20 protein-coding genes are annotated in these 18,851 nt (G+C 33.8%); 9 read left to right on the top strand and 11 right to left on the bottom strand.

What is annotated here, in order from left to right; genetic code table 11:
* Positions 1-4 precede the first annotated feature (4 nt).
* From YWA_RS0101770 to xrtF, 6 genes are all read right to left on the bottom strand, one after another.
* Positions 5-697 (bottom strand): DedA family protein, encoded by a 693-nt coding sequence (locus tag YWA_RS0101770; protein WP_022826779.1) that lies wholly within the window; start codon positions 695-697, stop codon positions 5-7.
* 155 nt (positions 698-852) lie between these two features.
* On the bottom strand, positions 853-1,194 hold the full coding sequence (locus YWA_RS0101765; protein WP_022826778.1) for a heavy-metal-associated domain-containing protein: 342 nt from the start codon (positions 1,192-1,194) through the stop codon (positions 853-855).
* 32 nt (positions 1,195-1,226) lie between these two features.
* On the bottom strand, positions 1,227-3,242 hold the full coding sequence (locus YWA_RS0101760; RefSeq protein ID WP_022826777.1) for a TonB-dependent receptor plug domain-containing protein: 2,016 nt from the start codon (positions 3,240-3,242) through the stop codon (positions 1,227-1,229).
* 70 nt (positions 3,243-3,312) lie between these two features.
* Entirely contained in the window at positions 3,313-3,735 is a 423-nt protein-coding gene (locus YWA_RS0101755; protein ID WP_022826776.1) for an HYC_CC_PP family protein, read from the bottom strand.
* Between the two features lie 36 nt (positions 3,736-3,771).
* Positions 3,772-4,227, bottom strand: coding sequence for an exosortase F system-associated membrane protein (locus YWA_RS0101750; protein WP_022826775.1), 456 nt, complete (start codon positions 4,225-4,227; stop codon positions 3,772-3,774).
* Complete coding sequence (gene xrtF, locus YWA_RS0101745; protein ID WP_022826774.1) at positions 4,202-4,759, bottom strand: exosortase family protein XrtF; 558 nt, start codon at positions 4,757-4,759, stop codon at positions 4,202-4,204. Before xrtF ends, YWA_RS0101750 begins: the two co-directional genes overlap by 26 nt.
* Positions 4,760-4,830: 71 nt before the next feature.
* Here xrtF and YWA_RS0101740 point away from each other — a divergent pair, with 71 nt between their 5' ends.
* The 3 genes from YWA_RS0101740 (at position 4,831) to YWA_RS0101730 (ending at position 8,327) form a co-directional block, all read left to right on the top strand.
* Positions 4,831-5,286: a GAF domain-containing protein gene (locus YWA_RS0101740; protein ID WP_022826773.1), complete on the top strand. Its 456-nt coding sequence runs from the start codon at positions 4,831-4,833 to the stop codon at positions 5,284-5,286.
* Positions 5,287-5,659: 373 nt separating this feature from the next.
* Entirely contained in the window at positions 5,660-5,929 is a 270-nt protein-coding gene (rpsO, locus tag YWA_RS0101735) for a 30S ribosomal protein S15 (RefSeq protein ID WP_022826772.1), read from the top strand.
* A 211-nt stretch (positions 5,930-6,140) separates the two neighbouring features.
* Positions 6,141-8,327, top strand: a complete 2,187-nt coding sequence (locus tag YWA_RS0101730) for a polyribonucleotide nucleotidyltransferase (protein ID WP_022826771.1) — start codon at positions 6,141-6,143, stop codon at positions 8,325-8,327.
* Between the two features lie 118 nt (positions 8,328-8,445).
* Here YWA_RS0101730 and YWA_RS0101725 read toward each other — a convergent pair whose 3' ends face one another.
* Both YWA_RS0101725 and YWA_RS0101720 read right to left on the bottom strand, forming a co-directional pair.
* Positions 8,446-9,060, bottom strand: a complete 615-nt coding sequence (locus tag YWA_RS0101725) for a hypothetical protein (protein WP_022826770.1) — start codon at positions 9,058-9,060, stop codon at positions 8,446-8,448.
* On the bottom strand, positions 9,053-9,622 hold the full coding sequence (locus tag YWA_RS0101720; protein ID WP_157505278.1) for a hypothetical protein: 570 nt from the start codon (positions 9,620-9,622) through the stop codon (positions 9,053-9,055). Before YWA_RS0101720 ends, YWA_RS0101725 begins: the two co-directional genes overlap by 8 nt.
* Before the next feature lie 98 nt (positions 9,623-9,720).
* Here YWA_RS0101720 and YWA_RS0101715 point away from each other — a divergent pair, with 98 nt between their 5' ends.
* The 3 genes from YWA_RS0101715 to YWA_RS0101705 all read left to right on the top strand — a co-directional run bounded on the left by YWA_RS0101715 (position 9,721) and on the right by YWA_RS0101705 (position 12,640).
* Positions 9,721-10,683 (top strand): helix-turn-helix domain-containing protein, encoded by a 963-nt coding sequence (locus YWA_RS0101715; protein ID WP_022826768.1) that lies wholly within the window; start codon positions 9,721-9,723, stop codon positions 10,681-10,683.
* Between the two features lie 152 nt (positions 10,684-10,835).
* Entirely contained in the window at positions 10,836-11,795 is a 960-nt protein-coding gene (locus tag YWA_RS0101710; RefSeq protein ID WP_022826767.1) for a hypothetical protein, read from the top strand.
* 188 nt (positions 11,796-11,983) lie between these two features.
* Positions 11,984-12,640, top strand: coding sequence for a hypothetical protein (locus YWA_RS0101705; protein WP_026718509.1), 657 nt, complete (start codon positions 11,984-11,986; stop codon positions 12,638-12,640).
* Between the two features lie 115 nt (positions 12,641-12,755).
* Here the strand turns inward: YWA_RS0101705 and cysK are convergent, their stop codons facing one another.
* Positions 12,756-13,664, bottom strand: a complete 909-nt coding sequence (gene cysK / locus YWA_RS0101700) for a cysteine synthase A (protein ID WP_022826765.1) — start codon at positions 13,662-13,664, stop codon at positions 12,756-12,758.
* A 16-nt stretch (positions 13,665-13,680) separates the two neighbouring features.
* Positions 13,681-14,505: a serine O-acetyltransferase EpsC gene (epsC, locus tag YWA_RS0101695; RefSeq protein WP_022826764.1), complete on the bottom strand. Its 825-nt coding sequence runs from the start codon at positions 14,503-14,505 to the stop codon at positions 13,681-13,683.
* 287 nt (positions 14,506-14,792) lie between these two features.
* Between epsC and YWA_RS0101690 the strand changes: the two genes are divergently transcribed.
* The 3 genes from YWA_RS0101690 (at position 14,793) to rpe (ending at position 17,442) form a co-directional block, all read left to right on the top strand.
* The gene (locus tag YWA_RS0101690; RefSeq protein WP_022826763.1) at positions 14,793-15,044 is read left to right on the top strand and encodes a hypothetical protein; all 252 of its coding nucleotides are present in this window, start codon (positions 14,793-14,795) and stop codon (positions 15,042-15,044) included.
* Positions 15,045-15,387: 343 nt separating this feature from the next.
* Positions 15,388-16,251: a sigma-70 family RNA polymerase sigma factor gene (locus YWA_RS0101685; protein WP_007137700.1), complete on the top strand. Its 864-nt coding sequence runs from the start codon at positions 15,388-15,390 to the stop codon at positions 16,249-16,251.
* A 531-nt stretch (positions 16,252-16,782) separates the two neighbouring features.
* Positions 16,783-17,442, top strand: a complete 660-nt coding sequence (rpe, locus tag YWA_RS0101680) for a ribulose-phosphate 3-epimerase (protein WP_022826762.1) — start codon at positions 16,783-16,785, stop codon at positions 17,440-17,442.
* Positions 17,443-17,476: 34 nt separating this feature from the next.
* Here the strand turns inward: rpe and YWA_RS0101675 are convergent, their stop codons facing one another.
* Positions 17,477-18,289 (bottom strand): zinc-dependent peptidase, encoded by an 813-nt coding sequence (locus tag YWA_RS0101675; protein ID WP_157505277.1) that lies wholly within the window; start codon positions 18,287-18,289, stop codon positions 17,477-17,479.
* Between the last annotated feature and the right edge of the window lie 562 nt (positions 18,290-18,851).

Genomic DNA, 18,851 nt, shown 5'->3' with positions numbered 1-18,851 from the left:
TATCTTATTGGATTTCCCCTTCTTCCGGTTTCGATTTCTTACTGAATTTTATAATCACAGGGACAATTGTAATTACAACAAGGATGATCACAATTAATTCGATGTGGTGTTTCAAGTCGATATCATATTTTTCCAAAAGAAACCCATGTAAATAATGACCTGCAAAAATCAAACTGAACGACCAAAGAATCGAACTGATTACGTTGTAGAGCATAAATTTCTTTTTTTCCATCATTACAATTCCCGCAACAATTGGAGCAAAAGTTCTAAAAATAGGCAAGAAACGAGCTAAAATAATCGCACGACCTCCGTGTTTTTCAAAGAAATCCTTAGATTGTACTAAATACTTTTTCTTAAACCAAAACGTATCTTGCTTGTTGTAAAGATAATATCCACTTTTTGATCCGAACCAATATCCTACCATATTCCCAACAATTCCTGCAACAGCAACCATAGAGGATAAAAGTATTACGTTCATCAAATCACTGTCTATGAACATAAAATTCTCAATTAACTCACGGCTGTAAATTCCTGCTAAGAAAAGCAAACTATCACCAGGAAGGAAAAAGCCAGCGAACAAACCTGTTTCTGCAAAAACGATAAAAAGTACCAGCCAAAGCCCTACTTTTATGCCACTAATACTAAATTCTATATAAAATAAAGGATCAATGAGATTCTTCCAATCAAATTCGTTCATTGTTTTTGTGTTAAATTGAGTGCGTGAAAGTAGTAATAATTTAGCTTAACGCCAATCTTATTCTGATAGTTTTAAGTTTTATTTAAGGAAGAAATCATGCATTTTCCTGTTGAAATTAATTCAAAAAAAACCGAGAAATTTCTCGGTTTAATAACTTACTCTCTATCGTACGAACAACATTCATGTAGTTTCCCATAATCAGCTTCGGTAGCTTTCACATGTTCTGTATCGTGTCCTGCTTTTGCAACTGCTTTCTCAATTTCACTAACAGCTGATTTTTGCTCATTTACGATTACAATTAATTCTTGATTTTCAGGCGTCCAAACCGCAGACTTTACGCCAGGAATGGAAAACGCCGCTTTTTCGATTCGCTTTTTACACATTTCGCAATTTCCCTTGACGGCAATTTCGCGCTTTGCATTCTTGTCTTTCTTTTCTTGTGCTTGTGTTGAGAATCCTATGAAGGAAACCAGAAGTACTAAAAGTATATTTTTCATTTCTATATTATTTTTAATCTTGAAATTTATTATTATTTAATTTTAAAACGCAAACCTGCATAAAACATTTGACCAAAAACAGGTGCATAAACTATTGAAGTATCAAAAGTAGTACCAAATGGATTTTCATTTCCTAAAATAGCGTTGTCTTGTTGGTAATTTCCTAAATTTTCTGCTCCAGCATACAATTCAAAAGTGGATGAAAAAGTGCGCGTTACTTGCGCATTCACTAGTGAAAATGAAGGCGAATATGCTGGCAAGCGATCGTCAACAGGATTTGTACTTGTGTTTGGTAATTTTTGTTCGCCTAACCAATTGTAGGTTACATCAAATTTCCACTGCCGTCCTTTATCTCCAATGTGTGTGGCGTAGGCCAAATTTGCAAAATAACGGTGTTTTGCCTGCAAAGGACGCTCTGAAGTTCCGCTGATGTACTCCGTTTGAACATCGTAAAATTTGTAAGCCGTTCTGAAGTCAAAATGTTTGGCCAGTTCAATATTAAATTCTACTTGCAAACTATTAGCAAATGATTTTCCGTTATAGAATAAGGCTTGTTGTGGACTTGCATACAAATCAACGATGGCTTGATTTTGGAAATCAGTTCTGTAAAAATCAACTGTTACGTCGGCAGTTTTATTGAACAAATTAAAACCTTGCATAAAACTCAAGCCATAATTCCATGCAATTTCTGCATCTAAACCATAGATTCTACCTTTCGTATTCAATACGTCGAAAATACGTGAACTCGCAAAAAGTTGCTGGTTTTCTGCGAAAATATTTGCAGAACGTTTTCCTCGACCTGCTGAAGCTCTCAAAACTCCTTTTTCCCATGGATTGTATCGAATGTGAATTCTAGGCGTCGCAAAAACGCCTAAACGATTATGCTGGTCTACACGAAATCCTGCTACTAAACTAAAATCATCGATATTATCATAGGTATATTCTAAAAAAGCTCCAACAGAAGTATCAATCCGATCGTAATTATCCGCAATGGAAGGAACTGCGAGATATTCGTTGTAGTCATCGTATGCGAAATTCAATCCTGTAGCAAAGCGGTGCTTGGTATTTCTAATAATGGAATTCAAAATCAAATTAGAATAATAACTTTTTTGTGTAATTTGATATTGATTCAAACCAAAGTAAGAATCTTGCTTATGACTCGTAAATGCATTTTGAAAACCGATACTTTGATACGGCATATTTGGAAATACATAACCTAATTTTGTCGAAACATCAATCCGTTCGGTGTTGATTTCAGAACCCCAAAAATTAGTAGTTCCCTTATCACGATCAGCATCAAAATCCACTTGACCCGTTTGCTTTTCATCGTTCATGTATCTAAAATTGATAAAACTCACCCACCCTTTTTCAGCGTTTGTATATTGCCATCTGTTCAGGACATTAATTTGCTTTGCCAATGGATTATCCATAAATCCGTCGTCATTTTTATCCATTTTCTCCACTCGAGCATTTCCGTGTACAAAAAGACTTGTACTCCATTTGTCCGATACTTTTTTATTGAAATGCGTATTGACTTCAAATCTAGAATCGGTCGAACCATATACATTCAGAAAAAACGGAATATCATTTACCGGCTTAATTAACTCGGTATTTATTTGACCCGAAATACTTTCATAACCGTTAACCACAGAACCTGCTCCTTTAGTAATCTGAATACTTTCCACCCAAGTTCCAGGTGTAAAAGTCAATCCATAGGCTTGAGAAGCACCACGAACAGACGGAATGTTTTCCTCCGTAATCATCAAGTATGGGCTTGTCAATCCCAACATTTTGATTTGTTTTGTTCCCGTTAAAGCATCTGAAAAATTGACATCAATTGAAGGATTTGTTTCAAAACTTTCCGCAAGATTACAACAAGCGGCTTTAAGTAATTCTTTACTCGTCATCGTTGACGTGTTCGTTACTTTACGGAATGATTTTTTTGTAGAATTTGAATTGGTTTTGATTTGAACTGTTTTCAAAGTGTCTTGGGCTGTTGCACCAAAAGAGAAAAGAAGCACTGCAAAGAGTGCAAAATATTTATGCATTTTGATTTATTTTAAAGTTTTAATAAAAGAATTCCATTACTTAAAATGGCGTATTTATCAACTTTAAAATTCAGGCGTAAAAAATGTATTGTTGGTACAATTTGAATAACGGCGGTGCATTTGGACTGCAATAGTATTCCGTTACATTTGTATTTGAAATTACTTTTTCTGCTTTCGCAAAAAGCAATTCGCTGGATTTGACGATTACAAATGGCGTGTCAATTTGAAACGAAAACGTCTTGATGATCACATCTTTGGTGTCTTTCTTCAAATCCACTACTTTGTTTTTACAACACGAATCCTTTTTAGTATCGTCCGTTTTGCAACAACAGTCTTTCTCAGTAACATCTGCTTTTTTTGTTTCGACAGTTGCAAATGGCGAGGAAATGGATGCGATTTTATCTCCACAATAATGCACATTGAATGCCAATCCAAAATTGGAAATCAAAAGCAAAATTGCTAAACACAAAGAGGTAAATTTCTTACTTCGCATGACGCAAATGTACTTAAAATAATATTTTTAAACGAGTTATGAATTTGATTTTTTTAAATCGTACTGTTGGAAGTAAAAACCGGGAATAAATAATAGTAAAAATATGGGTTGGATGATAAATCTTCTGATGTAAAACAAAAGCATCAATCGATCGCTAAAAACATGAATTGTCACAATAAATAATACGAGTAAAATTATAAAGAACACAACGTATAAAACAGCTGCTAATTTAAGAAACTCGTTGTTTTTAAAAAGAGCATGTATCATAAATAATGACAAAAGTGTATTTACAACATACCTGAAGAATAAATTTAAATACAGCTTCCACTCTACTAGTTCGGGAAGTGGTTGGTGCGAATATTTTCCTTTAAAGAAATTCAGAAAAGGATCGTAGAAGAGCATGTCTTCGTAATTTCGGACGAATGCAAGTCCAATTATTGCAACTACTACCAAAAATATTTGAAATCTATGTTTTAGCAATTTTTGCTTCATTGTTCGCAAATTTAGTTACCCAAATAATCCAGAGTAGAAATACCGTTCCATAAATAATTAGTGGAAAAATAACGCCGTGTAAAATATGTTTGTACTCCGGATATTTTAAAATTCCGATTGTCAAGAACGCAATTCGCAAAATATTCAATAGGTGAATAATAAGAATACCTGCGAGAATAAAACCGGTAGTTTTTAAAAATCCTTTGCTAAATGCTAAAATAAATGCAACGAATAATATCATGACACTTATCGCATTGCAACCTTCAACAATTCGTACCACACCAACAGATTCAACACGTACCACAACGGAAGGATCGCTAACATGAGGCGCTAAATCAACTTTGTAATTGAATCCATTTAATACTGTTTTTGTCTGTCTTGCCACAAGTTCTGTGAATCCATCTACTTCGAAATTTTGTGTGTCAAATTGATTCAAATAACTTTGATAAATCACAATCAAAACCAAATACGATGCTAGAAAAACGCCGAGAAATTGTAGAAATGGTCGGTATTTTAAAAAATATTCTTTCAAATTCTATTTTTAACAAATTTATATAATTTTTCAAAGCTACAAATAAATACTTTTGTATAAAAAACAGCATCATGACATTTGAAGAATTAAAACCGAAAGTACAAGATATTTTAAGCAAAGCGGGCGTTTTAAGAGAAGAGCGCTTGGTTCAAATTTGCCATTTATTGAAAGACAACATTGATTATTACGACTGGGTTGGCTTTTACTTTAGAAACGGCGACAAAGAGGAATTGATTTTAGGACCTTACGTTGGCGAATCTACGGATCACACCGTAATTCCTTTTGGAAAGGGAATTTGCGGTCAAGTAGCCGTTTCAAATCAAAACTTTGTAGTTCCAGACGTTCAAGCACAAGACAATTATATTGCTTGTAGTATTTCTGTAAAATCTGAAATTGTAGTTCCTCTATTTGTCAATGGCGAGAATATTGGTCAAATTGATATTGACTCAAGCGTAAGAGATCCTTTTACCGAAGCAGATGAACGCTTTTTAGAATTTGTGAATGCAGAAATCGCAAAGACTTTTTAAATAGGAAAACACCACGGAAAAAGATTAAAAAATAGAACAATTTGCCAAAACTGCATTTGAGTTTTCGTTTTATGGTTGTAATTAAATTAAATCTATTTGACATAATTAATTCCATACATTACTCATACACTATCCATACTTGTGGCATACCTCTGCCATACACTAGTGTACTATTAAATTAATTGTAAGTAAAAAGATCGTGTGGGCAAAAATTGGTAGTTAAAAAATTCAGACATAAAGAGTGATTTATCATGGATTCGAAAACATCTGTTATTAATTTTACCGAATAGCATTATTTAAATAAAAAAATGTCTTACTTTTGCACGCAAATACGATAAACGTATCTACATAATAATCATTAAATAATATTAGCATGTACTTAACTAAAGAAGTTAAAGCAGAAATCTTCGCTAAACACGGAGGAACAGCAGCAAATACTGGTAAATCTGAAGGACAAATCGCTTTGTTTACATTTAGAATTAACCACTTAACTGAACACTTGAAAAAAAATCGCCACGATTACAATACAGAGCGTTCATTAGTAATGCTGGTAGGTAAAAGAAGAAGTTTGTTGGATTACTTGAAAAAATCAGAAATCAACAGATATCGTGAAATTATCAAAGAATTGGGTATTAGAAAATAATCAATACGGAAAAGAGGTGCACACGCGCCTCTTTTTTTATTTAAGAATTTTGATTTTAGAATGCAGAATTCTTGCGCATTAGCAATTGAAAATAATTTTTGAAATTGCATTTAAAGTTTAAAAAAAGTTTGGTTTTTCATTGGGTTTTAGAGCAATAACTACGCAACAACAACACAACTAAAACCCATGTTTAATCAATAAGAGAATAATTATGATTCCACAATTATTTGTAGAAAGCATCGATTTAGGTGATGGAAGAAGCATCACAATCGAGACAGGACGTTTAGCTAAACAAGCTGACGGTTCTGTAGTAGTAAGAATTGGAAAAACTGTGATTTTAGGTACAGTTGTTTCCTCAAGAAAAGCAAGTCCTGGTATCGACTTTTTACCTTTAACGGTAGATTACAGAGAGAAATTTGCAGCAGCAGGTCGTTTTCCTGGTGGTTTCTTCAAAAGAGAAGCGCGTCCAAGTGATAACGAAGTATTAACCATGCGATTAGTTGACCGTGTTTTACGTCCACTTTTCCCATCTGATTATCATGCAGAAGTGCAAGTTATGATTCAGTTAATGTCTCATGATGATGAAGTGATGCCAGATGCATTAGCAGGTTTAGCCGCTTCAGCAGCGCTTGCTTTGTCTGACATTCCTTTTGAAACTTTGATTTCTGAAGCTAGAGTTGGAAGAATTGACGGAAAATTCATAATCAACCCATCTCGTGCACAATTAGAAGAATCGGACATCGACATGATGATTGGAGCTTCTATGGATTCTATCGCAATGGTAGAAGGTGAAATGAAAGAAATTTCAGAAGCTGAAATGTTAGAAGCAATTAAGTTTGCTCACGAACACATCAAAAATCAAATTTCTGCTCAATTGCGTTTGCAAGCTGCTTTTGGTAAAAAAGAAGTTCGTACGTATGAAGGCGAAAGAGAAGATGAAGCAATTTATGAAAAAGTAAAAGCAGCATCTTATGATAAAATTTACGCAATTGCATCTAAAGGTTCGGCGAAACACGAACGTTCGGCTTCATTTGACGAAGTAAAAGAAGAAGTAAAAGCATTATTTACTGAAGAAGAATTGGCTGCAGATGGAGATTTAGTTTCTAAATATTTCAAGAAAGTCAATAAAGAAGCGGTTCGTAATGTTACTTTAGATTTAGGAACTCGACTAGACGGAAGAAAAACTACGGAAATCAGAGATATCTGGTGTGAAGTAGATTATTTACCATCGGTTCACGGTTCGGCTTTGTTTACACGTGGAGAAACTCAAGCTTTGGCAACAGCTACTTTAGGAACTTCTAGAGAAGCAAACCAAATTGATTCACCATCTCAACAAGGAGAAGAAAAATTCTATTTGCACTATAATTTCCCACCATTTTCTACAGGAGAAGCGCGTCCATTGAGAGGAACTTCAAGAAGAGAAGTTGGTCACGGAAACTTGGCACAAAGAGCCTTGAAAAATATGATTCCTGCTGATTGTCCTTATACCATTCGTGTTGTTTCTGAAGTATTAGAATCTAACGGTTCATCTTCAATGGCAACAGTTTGTGCTGGTACATTATCATTAATGGATGCTGGAATTCAATTGATTCGTCCCGTTTCTGGAATTGCAATGGGATTGATTTCTGACGGAGATCGTTTTGCTGTATTATCTGATATTTTAGGTGATGAAGATCACTTGGGAGATATGGATTTCAAAGTAACGGGAACTTCTGAAGGAATTACAGCGTGTCAAATGGACATCAAAATTGACGGATTGAAATACGAAATCATGGAGCAAGCTTTGGCTCAAGCTCGTGATGGACGTTTACATATTCTTGAAAAATTGGTTGCAACTTTGGCTCAGCCAAGAGAAGATGTGAAAGCACATTCTCCAAAAATCATTACAAGAAGAATTCCAAATGCATTCATTGGAGCTTTGATCGGACCTGGTGGAAAAGTGATTCAAGAATTACAAAAAGCTAGTGGAACTACAATTGTAATTAATGAAGATCCAATTACTGAAGAAGGAATTATTGAAATTTTAGGAACTGATCCTGCTGGAATTGAAGCGGTATTGGCTAAAATACAATCCATCACTTTCAAGCCTCAAATGAATGAGTCTTATGATGTGAAAGTAATAAAAATGTTGGATTTTGGTGCGGTAGTTGAATACCTTGCAGCTCCAGGAAATGAAGTTTTATTACACGTATCTGAGTTGGCTTGGGAACGTACGGAAAATGTTTCTGACGTAGTGAACATGGGAGATTTATTCCAAGTGAAGTACATGGGAATGGATCCTAAAACTAGAAAAGAAAAAGTTTCTAGAAAAGCGTTAATGCCAAGACCTCCGAGAGACGAAAATGCTCCAAGAGAAGAAAGAGCGCCTCGTCCAGAACGACGTGACGACAGAAGATAAGATTACAACTTTATAAAAGGTTTAATTCAATTAAAACCCCATTTCATTTATTTGAAATGGGGTTTTTAAGTTTATATAAACTTTCTAATAATTATATAATCATTTGATAGCAGTACGTCTAAAAATTCCAACTTCCCGACACTCCAAAATTTAGTGATGATCCTCCAAAGTTTTTCTCAATCTTCGAATTAAATAGTTCATAAGGTGCATATTGATAATTGAAATGCACTCCAAATCCATGATACATGATCTTAATTCCTTGCGAAACTGCGATTGTGTGAATGGAAGGTTTCAAGTCGATATCTTTATAAGTTTCCGTTTGTGGTTTTTGGTAATATAAATATTTCCAACCAATTCCAGCATTTGATTCAATATGCAGATTTTCATTCTTAGATTGATACAAAAATCTTGTGTATCTCAAACCAAGTAGAAAAGAAGTTTTCGTCCCGTCTAAGACTATTTTTTGATTTTCGAACCTGTAATCTAAAGTGCTTCCTTTTACAATAGCTCCAATTTCAACACCAAAATCGATGAATTGTAGGCGTGCGATTTTCGTTCTCATATAGAAAGCCGAATTTATTGCGCTTTCATATTTATCTGACAATTGTCCTAAAGGCTTTCCGTAACTAACTTCTACAATGTTTCTTTTGTACAAATCGATTTTCGGAAAAGTGATTGTGTCTTGTGCATTCATCTTAAATGCAAATAAGACTAGAATTACTACTTTATTCATTTTTAATAAGTTTAAATTTAAAATCTAATTGTGAAGCACCTCCACCGCCGAAAATCAAAAACATACCTTGATTTTCACTTTTATTTTCGAAAACGATTTCATTCTCGTTTGGAAAATTAATTTCGAACTTTTCTATCTCTTTCGAAATGAAAAGTATTGGAAATGAAACCGTTTTATAATACGTATAGAAAACGAAACGCTTTTTATGGAGCTTACCGTAAAATTTCAAAACGTATTGTTTCTTATTGATGTCTTCAAAGCTTAGAAACAGTTCCGTTTTATTTATCCTAATCTGAATAGCTTTAGAGTAATCAATATTCTCGACTGCTGTAAATTCCTTCATCAAACTTCTCGTAAATATCTTGCCGTCATATTGTGCAGAAAGCGTATCTAACTTGTCGTAAAAACTTCCCGAGAAATCTTTCGAAATAGAGATGTAATCATCCTTATTAATTTGGTTATGAACACTACAAGAACTGAAGAAGAGCACAAAAATAAACGGGCAACTTTTTCTAATTAGCCAAATGAAGATTGACCTAAAATCATTAATTACTGTTTTCATAATTTTTAATTTGATCAATCAAAATTCAATTATAAATCGCAAACAACATTGTGCTAAATAATTAATTGTATATTCGTTTTTGCGAAAATCACAAACGTATGAATTATCAAGACCTACTATTGACTCAAATTAGAAAGCAAATCACAGCGGCTACTTCAATAAACGATATTATTGCTACGGTTTTGAATGTTAGTTATGACGCTGCACATCGCAGAGTTTCGGGAAAAAGTAAATTCTCAATTGATGAAACATTACAGTTAGCAAATCACTTTAATATATCATTAGATAACTTATACCTGAAAGAGGAAAAGATCATTGTTCAGAAAACAGTTGAAATCTCGACTTTAAAAGACATGCTGCAGTATTTTAAAAATTCAGCGGAACAAATAAGTAATTTAACGAAAAACAAAAAGTCTACTTTATATTATTCGGCGAAAGATATTCCCTTATTTTATTTTATGGATAGTACCATTTTGTCAAAATTTAAGGCTTACGTTTGGCTCAATCTTTTGAATTCTAGCATGACGAAAGTACGTTTTGAGCAATTTATAATTGACGAATCTTTTTTAGCATACATGCAAAAACTGAAGGTGATTTATGAAGAAGTTGAAGTTAGAGAAATTTGGAACGACACGACTATCAATAGTAGTTTGCAACAGATTCTTTATTTCTACGAAGCAGGAATGCTTGACTTGGAAAGCGCGAATGCGTTATGCGAAGATTTGAATAGAATTATTAATTTGGTACAACAAAAGTGCAACAATAAGAATGAAAATTTCTCTATCTACTACAACGAATTGATTTTGCTCAACAACAATATGCTTATTGAAACTGATGAAAAACTGACGATGTTTGTTCCTTATACTTTATTGGGGTATTTTATTACTGATAATGAAACGGCGTGTAAAAATGTACACCAATTTTTCATACAACAAATCAACAATTCGCAACCACTGAACCAATCTGGAATTAAAGAGCAAAGCTTATTTTTTAATCGCTCTCGTAGAAAAATAGCGTACTATAAAGAAAAACTAAATAATGAAGTCGATTTGCTGTTTTAGAAATAGTGCTTTAAAACAGCAAATTTATTAAAGGAAGTAAAGCCAAAAATACATTTCATTCCTTTATTGTTGACTTTTAAAGTTATTCATGCTTTTTAACGTAATTTTTATGTTTCTTTACACCCTAAGTTAACAATCTACAAATCAACGTCATGAAAAAAATATTTTATTTTTTATTCGTATTAAGTCTCACTTCAATCGCAGTTTCTTGTAGTTCTGATGATGCGCTACCAAATGAAGCCGAGAACCCTGAAAATCCTGAGGTTCCAGGTAATACGAACCTTTATAAACTTGTTGTCAAAAATTTTACCGTTAGCACAAATGCAATTTTTGATTCTACAACGTATCAATTAGAAAATTCAAAAATTAAAAGCACACAACGAATCGTTGTCGCGACTGGAGTAATAACAAGCACGCAATATTCTTACACGAATGACAAAATCTCAAGTATAGTAGCTTCTGAAAGTGGTGTTATTAGAAGTAAGCAGTTTTTCGCTTACCAAAACAACAAACTTTCTGAATTCAAAACAGAGACTTACAATTTAAATAATGCATTGACTGAAATCAGCAAACACACTTTTGTTCAAACTGGTGATACCATTTATTCAGAGTGGAAGAAAAGTACTGACGGTACTAATTATACAGTACATAGTACTTCAAAATTAAAATTAGAAAATGGAAATACCGTTTTCTATGAAGGAAACTTTGGGTCAGATGTAAGTAGAATTATCATGCAGTTTGACTCAAATGGAAATCCATTGACCGAAAAATATTTTAACAAGCAGCAAGGAGAAAATGAATTTTTACCAACGGGCGAAAGCACTATAACGTACGACGCTGCTATTAATACTTTCGGTAAAATAATGGAAGCTACTTATGGAAGAGAAGTTACCATGTATTTATCTCATCTAGAGAGTAATGCTGTTAATTTATTTAGAGTGAAAAAGTTTGCTCGAAATACTATAAAGACATTTCAATCTGATTCTGCGGTTTACGGTTTCGAAATTAACAATACAATCAACGCTGAAAATTTCGCAAAAAAAATTGAATATTTATTTTTCTTAGATACCGAATTATTAACTAAGTTTGAACAGGAATTCTATTTTAATTGATCGTAAGTCAATTATTTTTGAGTAATAAAGCTGAAGTGCTATAGTGTTCAGCATACATTGTATTCGCAGATTTAAACCTCATTCTAATTTCCTGAATGCGGTTTTATGTTTTAATTATAACTCTTTTAAACATAATGCGCTATCTTACTAATTCGTTAAAAAGCGAAATTATAACTCAAATAGAAATTATGAAATATCAAGTTAGCATCAATAATATAAGCAATGTAGACGATTTAGAAAATTACTGGACCGTGGAAGATTACGTAAATCTTTTAGCGCAATTTGATTATCCGGATGCGAAGAGCACAGATTTGACAGAATTACAAGAATTACTTTCTATGGCTGTAAGTGATTTTGAGCCTAATGAAGCTGCCTCCAAAGTGCTGACTTATAAATTAAGTGAACAATTGAACGAAGGGCAAATTGACCAATTATCAAATGAGATGTTGATTGATAAAATTTGTGAGGAATATCCTGACATTACGTTACATTCCACTTTATATCAAATCAACCAATTGTTGTATAAAGCCTATAATGGAAAATTTCTGAATGCAAAAGCAAGCATTATCAGTTGTACGATTACTCCTGAAAATTCAGATAATTTAGAGCCGCTTTCTAAAGCAACTATCTTGAAAGTTTTATATGCTGGCTTTTCGCCAAGAAATGTCGTCAAAAGACTTTTTAATGAGCAATTGACCTCTGATGCAGCGTTTGAAGAAGCAGAAGCGATACTTTGGGATTTAAAAACGGATGATCATATAAATTATGAAATCACAACATCTGAATATTGGTTGGATAGAGAAGATTTTGCCGCAACGTCGTTTTCTTCTGACGTACATTTATAGAAGCTCTTCAAAGTAGCCCTTTTTTTTCTACGGTAGAATTTGTTTTAAAGAAACTATTTCAATTAAAATCCCATTTCATTACCTTGAAATGGGGTTTTACATTTAATGTGCTTTATTAAAATAATCCTTCTACTGATAAATAACGTTCACCCGTATCGTAATTAAAAGTCAAAACGACTGCTTCTTGCGGAATTTCTTTCAACTTCTTAGCTACAGCTGCAAGTGAAGATCCCGTAGAAACGCCGGCTAGAATTCCTTCTTTTCGGGCTATTTGTCTCGTAAATTCGTAAGCTTCTTCTTTACTTACTTGAATCACTTCATCAATTGCGTTTGCGTGATAATTTTCCGGCACAAAACCTGCTCCAATTCCTTGCAAAGCATGTGGGCCAGGTTTTCCTCCGCTCAAAACAGGCGATAATTCTGGTTCCACAGCAATGACTTTTAAATTTGGAAACTTGTCTTTCAACGCTTCCGCAACACCCGTAATATGGCCTCCGGTTCCTACTCCTGTAATAATATAATCCAATCCCTCTGGAAAATCATTTGCGATTTCTACGGCTGTAGTCGTTTTGTGAATTTCAACATTTGCTGGGTTGTCAAATTGTTTTGGCGACCAACCATTCGGTGTTTCTACAACCAATTCAGCAGCGCGTTCAATGGCACCTTTCATTCCTTTTTCTTTGGGCGTCAGTTCGAATTCTGCTCCGTAGATTTCCATTAATTTCCTACGTTCCACACTCATTGATTCAGGCATTACCAAAATTACTTTATAGCCTTTTACAGCCGCTACCAATGCCAATCCAATTCCTGTATTTCCAGAAGTCGGCTCAATAATTACGCTGTTCGGATTTAAAATTCCATTTCTTTCTGCATCTTCAATCATCGCTAATGCAATTCGGTCTTTGATGCTGTTTCCCGGATTGTTTCGTTCCAATTTGATATAAACATTTCTGTTTTCAAATAATCGTTCTAATTTAACGACGGGTGTATTTCCAATTGTTGCTAAAATGTTGTTTGCTTTCATATTGCAGTTTTTAATATTATATAGTAAAATTTATTGCTTCAGGAAATTGTTCCTTGCTTTTTATAGTGACTTGACTTTTATGATACACCAAGGATTCGGGCGGAATAGAGTTAGTAAGCCAAACATTCCCGCCAATAACGGCATTCTTGCCTATTACTGTTTTCCCTCCAAGAATCGTAGCATTTGCATAGACAGTTACATTATCTTCAATAGTTGGATGCCGTTTTTCCTCTGCGGCTTCTTTGGTCACAGTTAACGCTCCTAAAGTAACCCCTTGATAAATTTTGACATGTTTGCCAATAATTGCTGTTTCACCAATTACAATTCCGGTTCCGTGGTCAATTAAGAAATGTTCGCCAATGGTTGCTGCTGGATGTATGTCAATTCCCGTTTTACTGTGTGCGTGTTCGGCAATTAATCGGGCTAGAATTCTAGCATTTTCGTTCCATAAAATATACGCAATTCTATGAACCGTTATGGCAAAGAATCCTGGATACGCAATCAAGACTTCGTTTTTAGATTTTGCTGCTGGATCAAATTCAAAAATGGCATTTAGGTCGTCCAGCAAAACGTGGTGCAACTTTTCACAATTGGCAAAAAACTCGGTTGTAATTCTAGTAGCTTCTTCTTTTGAAAATTGTTCCGCTTCCAATAATTGAATCAAAAGCAATGTCAATTCTACTTCCTTTTCGGCAAAAAATTGATAATCGATGTATTCCTTCTGGGTACAAAACAACCATTCAGTCATTTCGTTGATCCAATATTTTATTTTCTTTTTACTGAAAAACAACTTCTTTTCAAGAAAATTGGATTGGTATATTTGTTTGTTTTCCGATTTCATAACATGATGTTTCTTTTATAGTTTAAATAAAAAACTCCCCAATAATGGAGAGTTTCGTGTGTATTGATATATTTCAAAATACTTTATAGCACAAAACCCTCTGATTTAGAGCTAGTGCAACAATGTGTTTGGATCGCTTTTGTACTGGACATTTTTTTATTTATTGTACAAATTTCAGAATTAATCGATGCGTATCCAAATTAGTAGGGAGTACTTTAACTGTTGTTGGATTGCCGAAATTTTTCTAAATAGAAGAAACTTTTTGCTGAATAATCACTTCTGAAGATATGGTAAAACTAGAAACTCTTTATCAAGCGAATATTTTAAAAGTTTTATATGCTGGGTTTTCGCCAAGAAATGTCATCAAAAGACTTTTTAATGAACAGTTGACCTCTGACGCAGCGTTTGAAGAAGCGGAAGCTATACTTTGGGATTTGAAAACGGATGATAATATAAATTATGAAATCGTAACTTCTAAATATTGGTTGGATAGAGAAGATTTTGCTGCTACGTCATTTTCTTCTGAAGTAAGTTTATAATTAAAACCCTTCAAGGATTGAGTTCGGATGGATTTTAGAGGAGCTGAAACATTTGGATAAGTCTTATGAATATAAAGAAGCCGAAACTTCTGGATGTTCACTTTTGCGTTAGGGATAGCAGTGGAAATCCTTCTTATTTTTTCTTTAAAAATAAAAAGATTGCAGCGAATAGCCCGCCGATTGTACTGATCTTTCATCAGGACAAGCGGAACGCCCAAATCATAATTACCTGATTTCAAATAGTCTATGATTTTAAAAAAATTATTTTTAAATTATTGTAACTTATTTGCAACTCATCACGTATAACTAAAGGTATCCATACTAAAGGATATTTTGAAATTAAATGAGACAGCTTAAAATCACCAAGCAGGTTACGAATCGTGAAACTGCATCGTTAGATAAATACCTTCAAGAAATTGGTAAAGTAGATTTGATTACCGCGGATGAAGAGGTAGAATTGGCACAGAAAATTAAAGCCGGTGACCAAAAAGCTTTAGAGAAATTGACGAAAGCGAATTTACGTTTCGTTGTTTCGGTTGCAAAACAGTACCAAAACCAAGGTTTGACGCTTCCCGATTTGATTAACGAAGGTAATTTAGGTTTGATTAAAGCGGCTCAACGTTTTGATGAAACACGTGGATTTAAATTTATATCATACGCAGTTTGGTGGATTCGTCAGTCGATTTTGCAAGCTTTGGCTGAACAATCTCGTATCGTTCGTTTGCCTTTGAACAAAATTGGTTCGATTAATAAAATCAACAAAATGTATGCCTTGTTAGAGCAATCTAACGAACGTCCGCCTTCTGCTGAAGAGATTGCAAAGGAATTGGACATGACGGTAAATGATGTAAAAGAGTCTATGAAAAACTCTGGTCGTCACTTGTCAATGGATGCTCCTTTAGTTGAAGGAGAAGATTCTAACTTGTACGACGTTTTGCGTTCAGGTGAGTCGCCAAATCCAGATAGAGAATTAATTCACGAATCTTTGCGTACTGAAATTGAGCGTTCATTGGAAACTTTGACGCCAAGAGAAGCTGACGTTGTGCGTTTATATTTTGGTTTAGGTGACCAACATCCGATGACTTTAGAGGAAATTGGTGAAACTTTTGACTTAACTCGTGAAAGAGTACGTCAGATTAAAGAAAAAGCAATTCGCAGATTAAAACATACAAGTAGAAGTAAGATTTTGAAAACGTATTTAGGATAGGGAAAGTTGTAGGTTGTAAGTTGTAGGTTGCACTCGTAACTTTAGACTTTAAACCTTAAACTTTTTAAATAGTAAACAACAGTCTGATTAACTGTTCGTTTTTTGATTGATGATTGAAACCTCGGCTGATTACCGAGGTTTTTTTTTGCAGGGCAAAAAAACCTTCGGTCAGTTCGAGCAAAGCTCTCGGGTTTAACTAAGTTCTGTTTTACTTTCAGTGTCGAGTCCGAGGTTTTTGCGTAGTTAGCAAAACCCTTTCTGCTCGATAAAAGATTTGGTCTTCATTTGGTTTATTTTCCAATAATCTATTTCTTTAAAATTTAAGTTAATAATTATTTCTCGCAAAGACGCCAAGTCGCAAAGAGATACTTTTAAAATTTGCGTCTCTGCGACTTTGAGAGACTTTTTAAAAAATGTTGATTTAAAAAGTTGTAAAAAAATCGGTCAGATTAATTTGGTTCTAAATATATATTTACCTTTGCAACTACAACTAATTCTGAAATAAATTCAGAATAAACAACACAACACACAATGAAGAATACACTTATAGCTCCATCGGTTTTGGCAGCTGATTTTGGAAACTTGCAACGCGATTTGGAAATGATTAACAATAGTGAGGCCGACTGGTTTCATATTGACATTATGGACGGCGTTTTTGTTCCGAATATTTCTTACGGAATGCCGGTTTTAGACGTGATTAACAAGCATGCAAAAAAAACAATTGACGTTCACTTGATGATTGTCGATCCAGATCGATACATTAAAACGTTTGCTGACTTAGGAGCGAATATTTTGAGTGTTCATTATGAAGCTTGTACCCATTTACACCGAACTTTACAAGCGATAAAAGCGGAAGGCATGAAAGCTGGAGTTGCGATTAATCCGCATACGAACGTGAGTTTGCTGGAAGATGTGATTAACGACATCGACTTGGTTTGCGTAATGAGTGTGAATCCTGGTTTTGGCGGACAATCTTTTATTGAAAACACGTACAAAAAAGTCAGACAACTTAAAGAATTGATTGAACGAAACGGTGCTTCGACACTAATTGAAGTCGACGGTGGTGTTACGGATAAAAATGCGAAACAATTACAAGAAGCGGGTGCTGATGTTTTAGTTGCGGGAAGTTTTGTGTTTAAAGCGGAGAATCCTACACAGACGATTGCTAATTTGAAGCAATTATTGAAATAAAGTTTATCATTAGCCTTTCTTCGGAAAGGCTTTTTTAATTTTGAAAGTTTATCATTCGCTTCACGTGTACAAATAATTCGGGATAAATCCGGTTGAATTCTTCAGGTGTTTCAAAAAAGTGCTCCAACAAAACAGCTAGAAATTCAAACTGATTTTCAAAAGCATAATCTCTGAAATAATCGTCGTCAAGCATTTTTTGACGAAATTCGGCATTTTCTAAATATTCCAAAATTGCATTAAATTCATCTATGAAAATCACATCGCTTGAATAGTATCTCTTTCTAGATGCAATGTGCAAAGCATGCGTAAATTCATGTAAACCCAAATTAATATTATTGTTCGTAATCTGATGACCGGATAAAAAGTCTTCCCAAGAAAACACAACGGCCTTCAATTTGGGATTAAATTCACCTTTGTGGTATTGCTCATTAACTGTAGAGTAATAAACACTTGGATAGATGATTATTTTATCGAAAACAGTTGTCAAATATTGCCTCATTCCAAAAGTAAGCATCACGTACGTTCCCGCAACAATCATTTTTACTTCCTCATTTTCGATAGAAATTCCATTGCCAACAAATTGATAGCGATTCAAAAAAGCGCTGACACGATGTTCAAAATACGCTTTTCTTTTCTCGCACAATCGCGAATAGAACGCAAATTCTCTTTTTAAAACCGACTGCTGTATTGAAGTTAACTTTCGAGGAAAAGGGTAATAATGAATATAGATTGGTTTTTTGAAAAGTAGCATGTAAATAGGTTCTGCTACCAACTTAAATAGTATCAATATCGTTAATACAATAAAGACAATGCCTAAACCAATCATTACGAATTCAAATAGTTCCAAATCAATTCTTTTTAGGCATTAAAAAAGGGACAAAATGTCCCTTAAAAATTGTGACCCCGACTGGTTTAAAACATATAGCGGAATCATGAGTATTTTCAAGAGTTAAAGAGATGATAAATATCTTGGGGGTAATTGTAGGGGTAATTACCGTAAAATTCTAACATTTGATTTTAACCATTTAATTAGTATAATAATCTGTATTTATGAACTTTCACATCCGAGAATTATTTAATCTAACTTTTTTCAAAGATGCGACAATTGATTTTATTATTTCTACAATTCTAAAAATGTTTAATAACATTAAGTCTTGTATGCAGCTTAATTTGATTGCTTTGGTAAACTTATTAGGAAATAGAAAAACAGTTGCTTAAATGTCTTGTTTTATGACTACATCTTCTTTCTATCTGATTTAAGAAAGGAAGCTTAAAAATATTTAATAATTTTAATTAAAGGCTTCATTTAAAGTTAAGTTTTTTCTAGACTTATATATTCGTAAATAATAAATAACTTCCTTAATTTTTTTTTACACGTGTAGAGTTCATATAATTTTTGCATCTAACTA

This window comes from Flavobacterium antarcticum DSM 19726 (genome assembly GCF_000419685.1).
GTDB classification, from domain to species: Bacteria; Bacteroidota; Bacteroidia; order Flavobacteriales; family Flavobacteriaceae; genus Flavobacterium; species Flavobacterium antarcticum.
The sequence above is the reverse complement of the archived record's forward strand: the minus strand, read 5'-3'. Positions and strand labels throughout refer to the sequence as shown.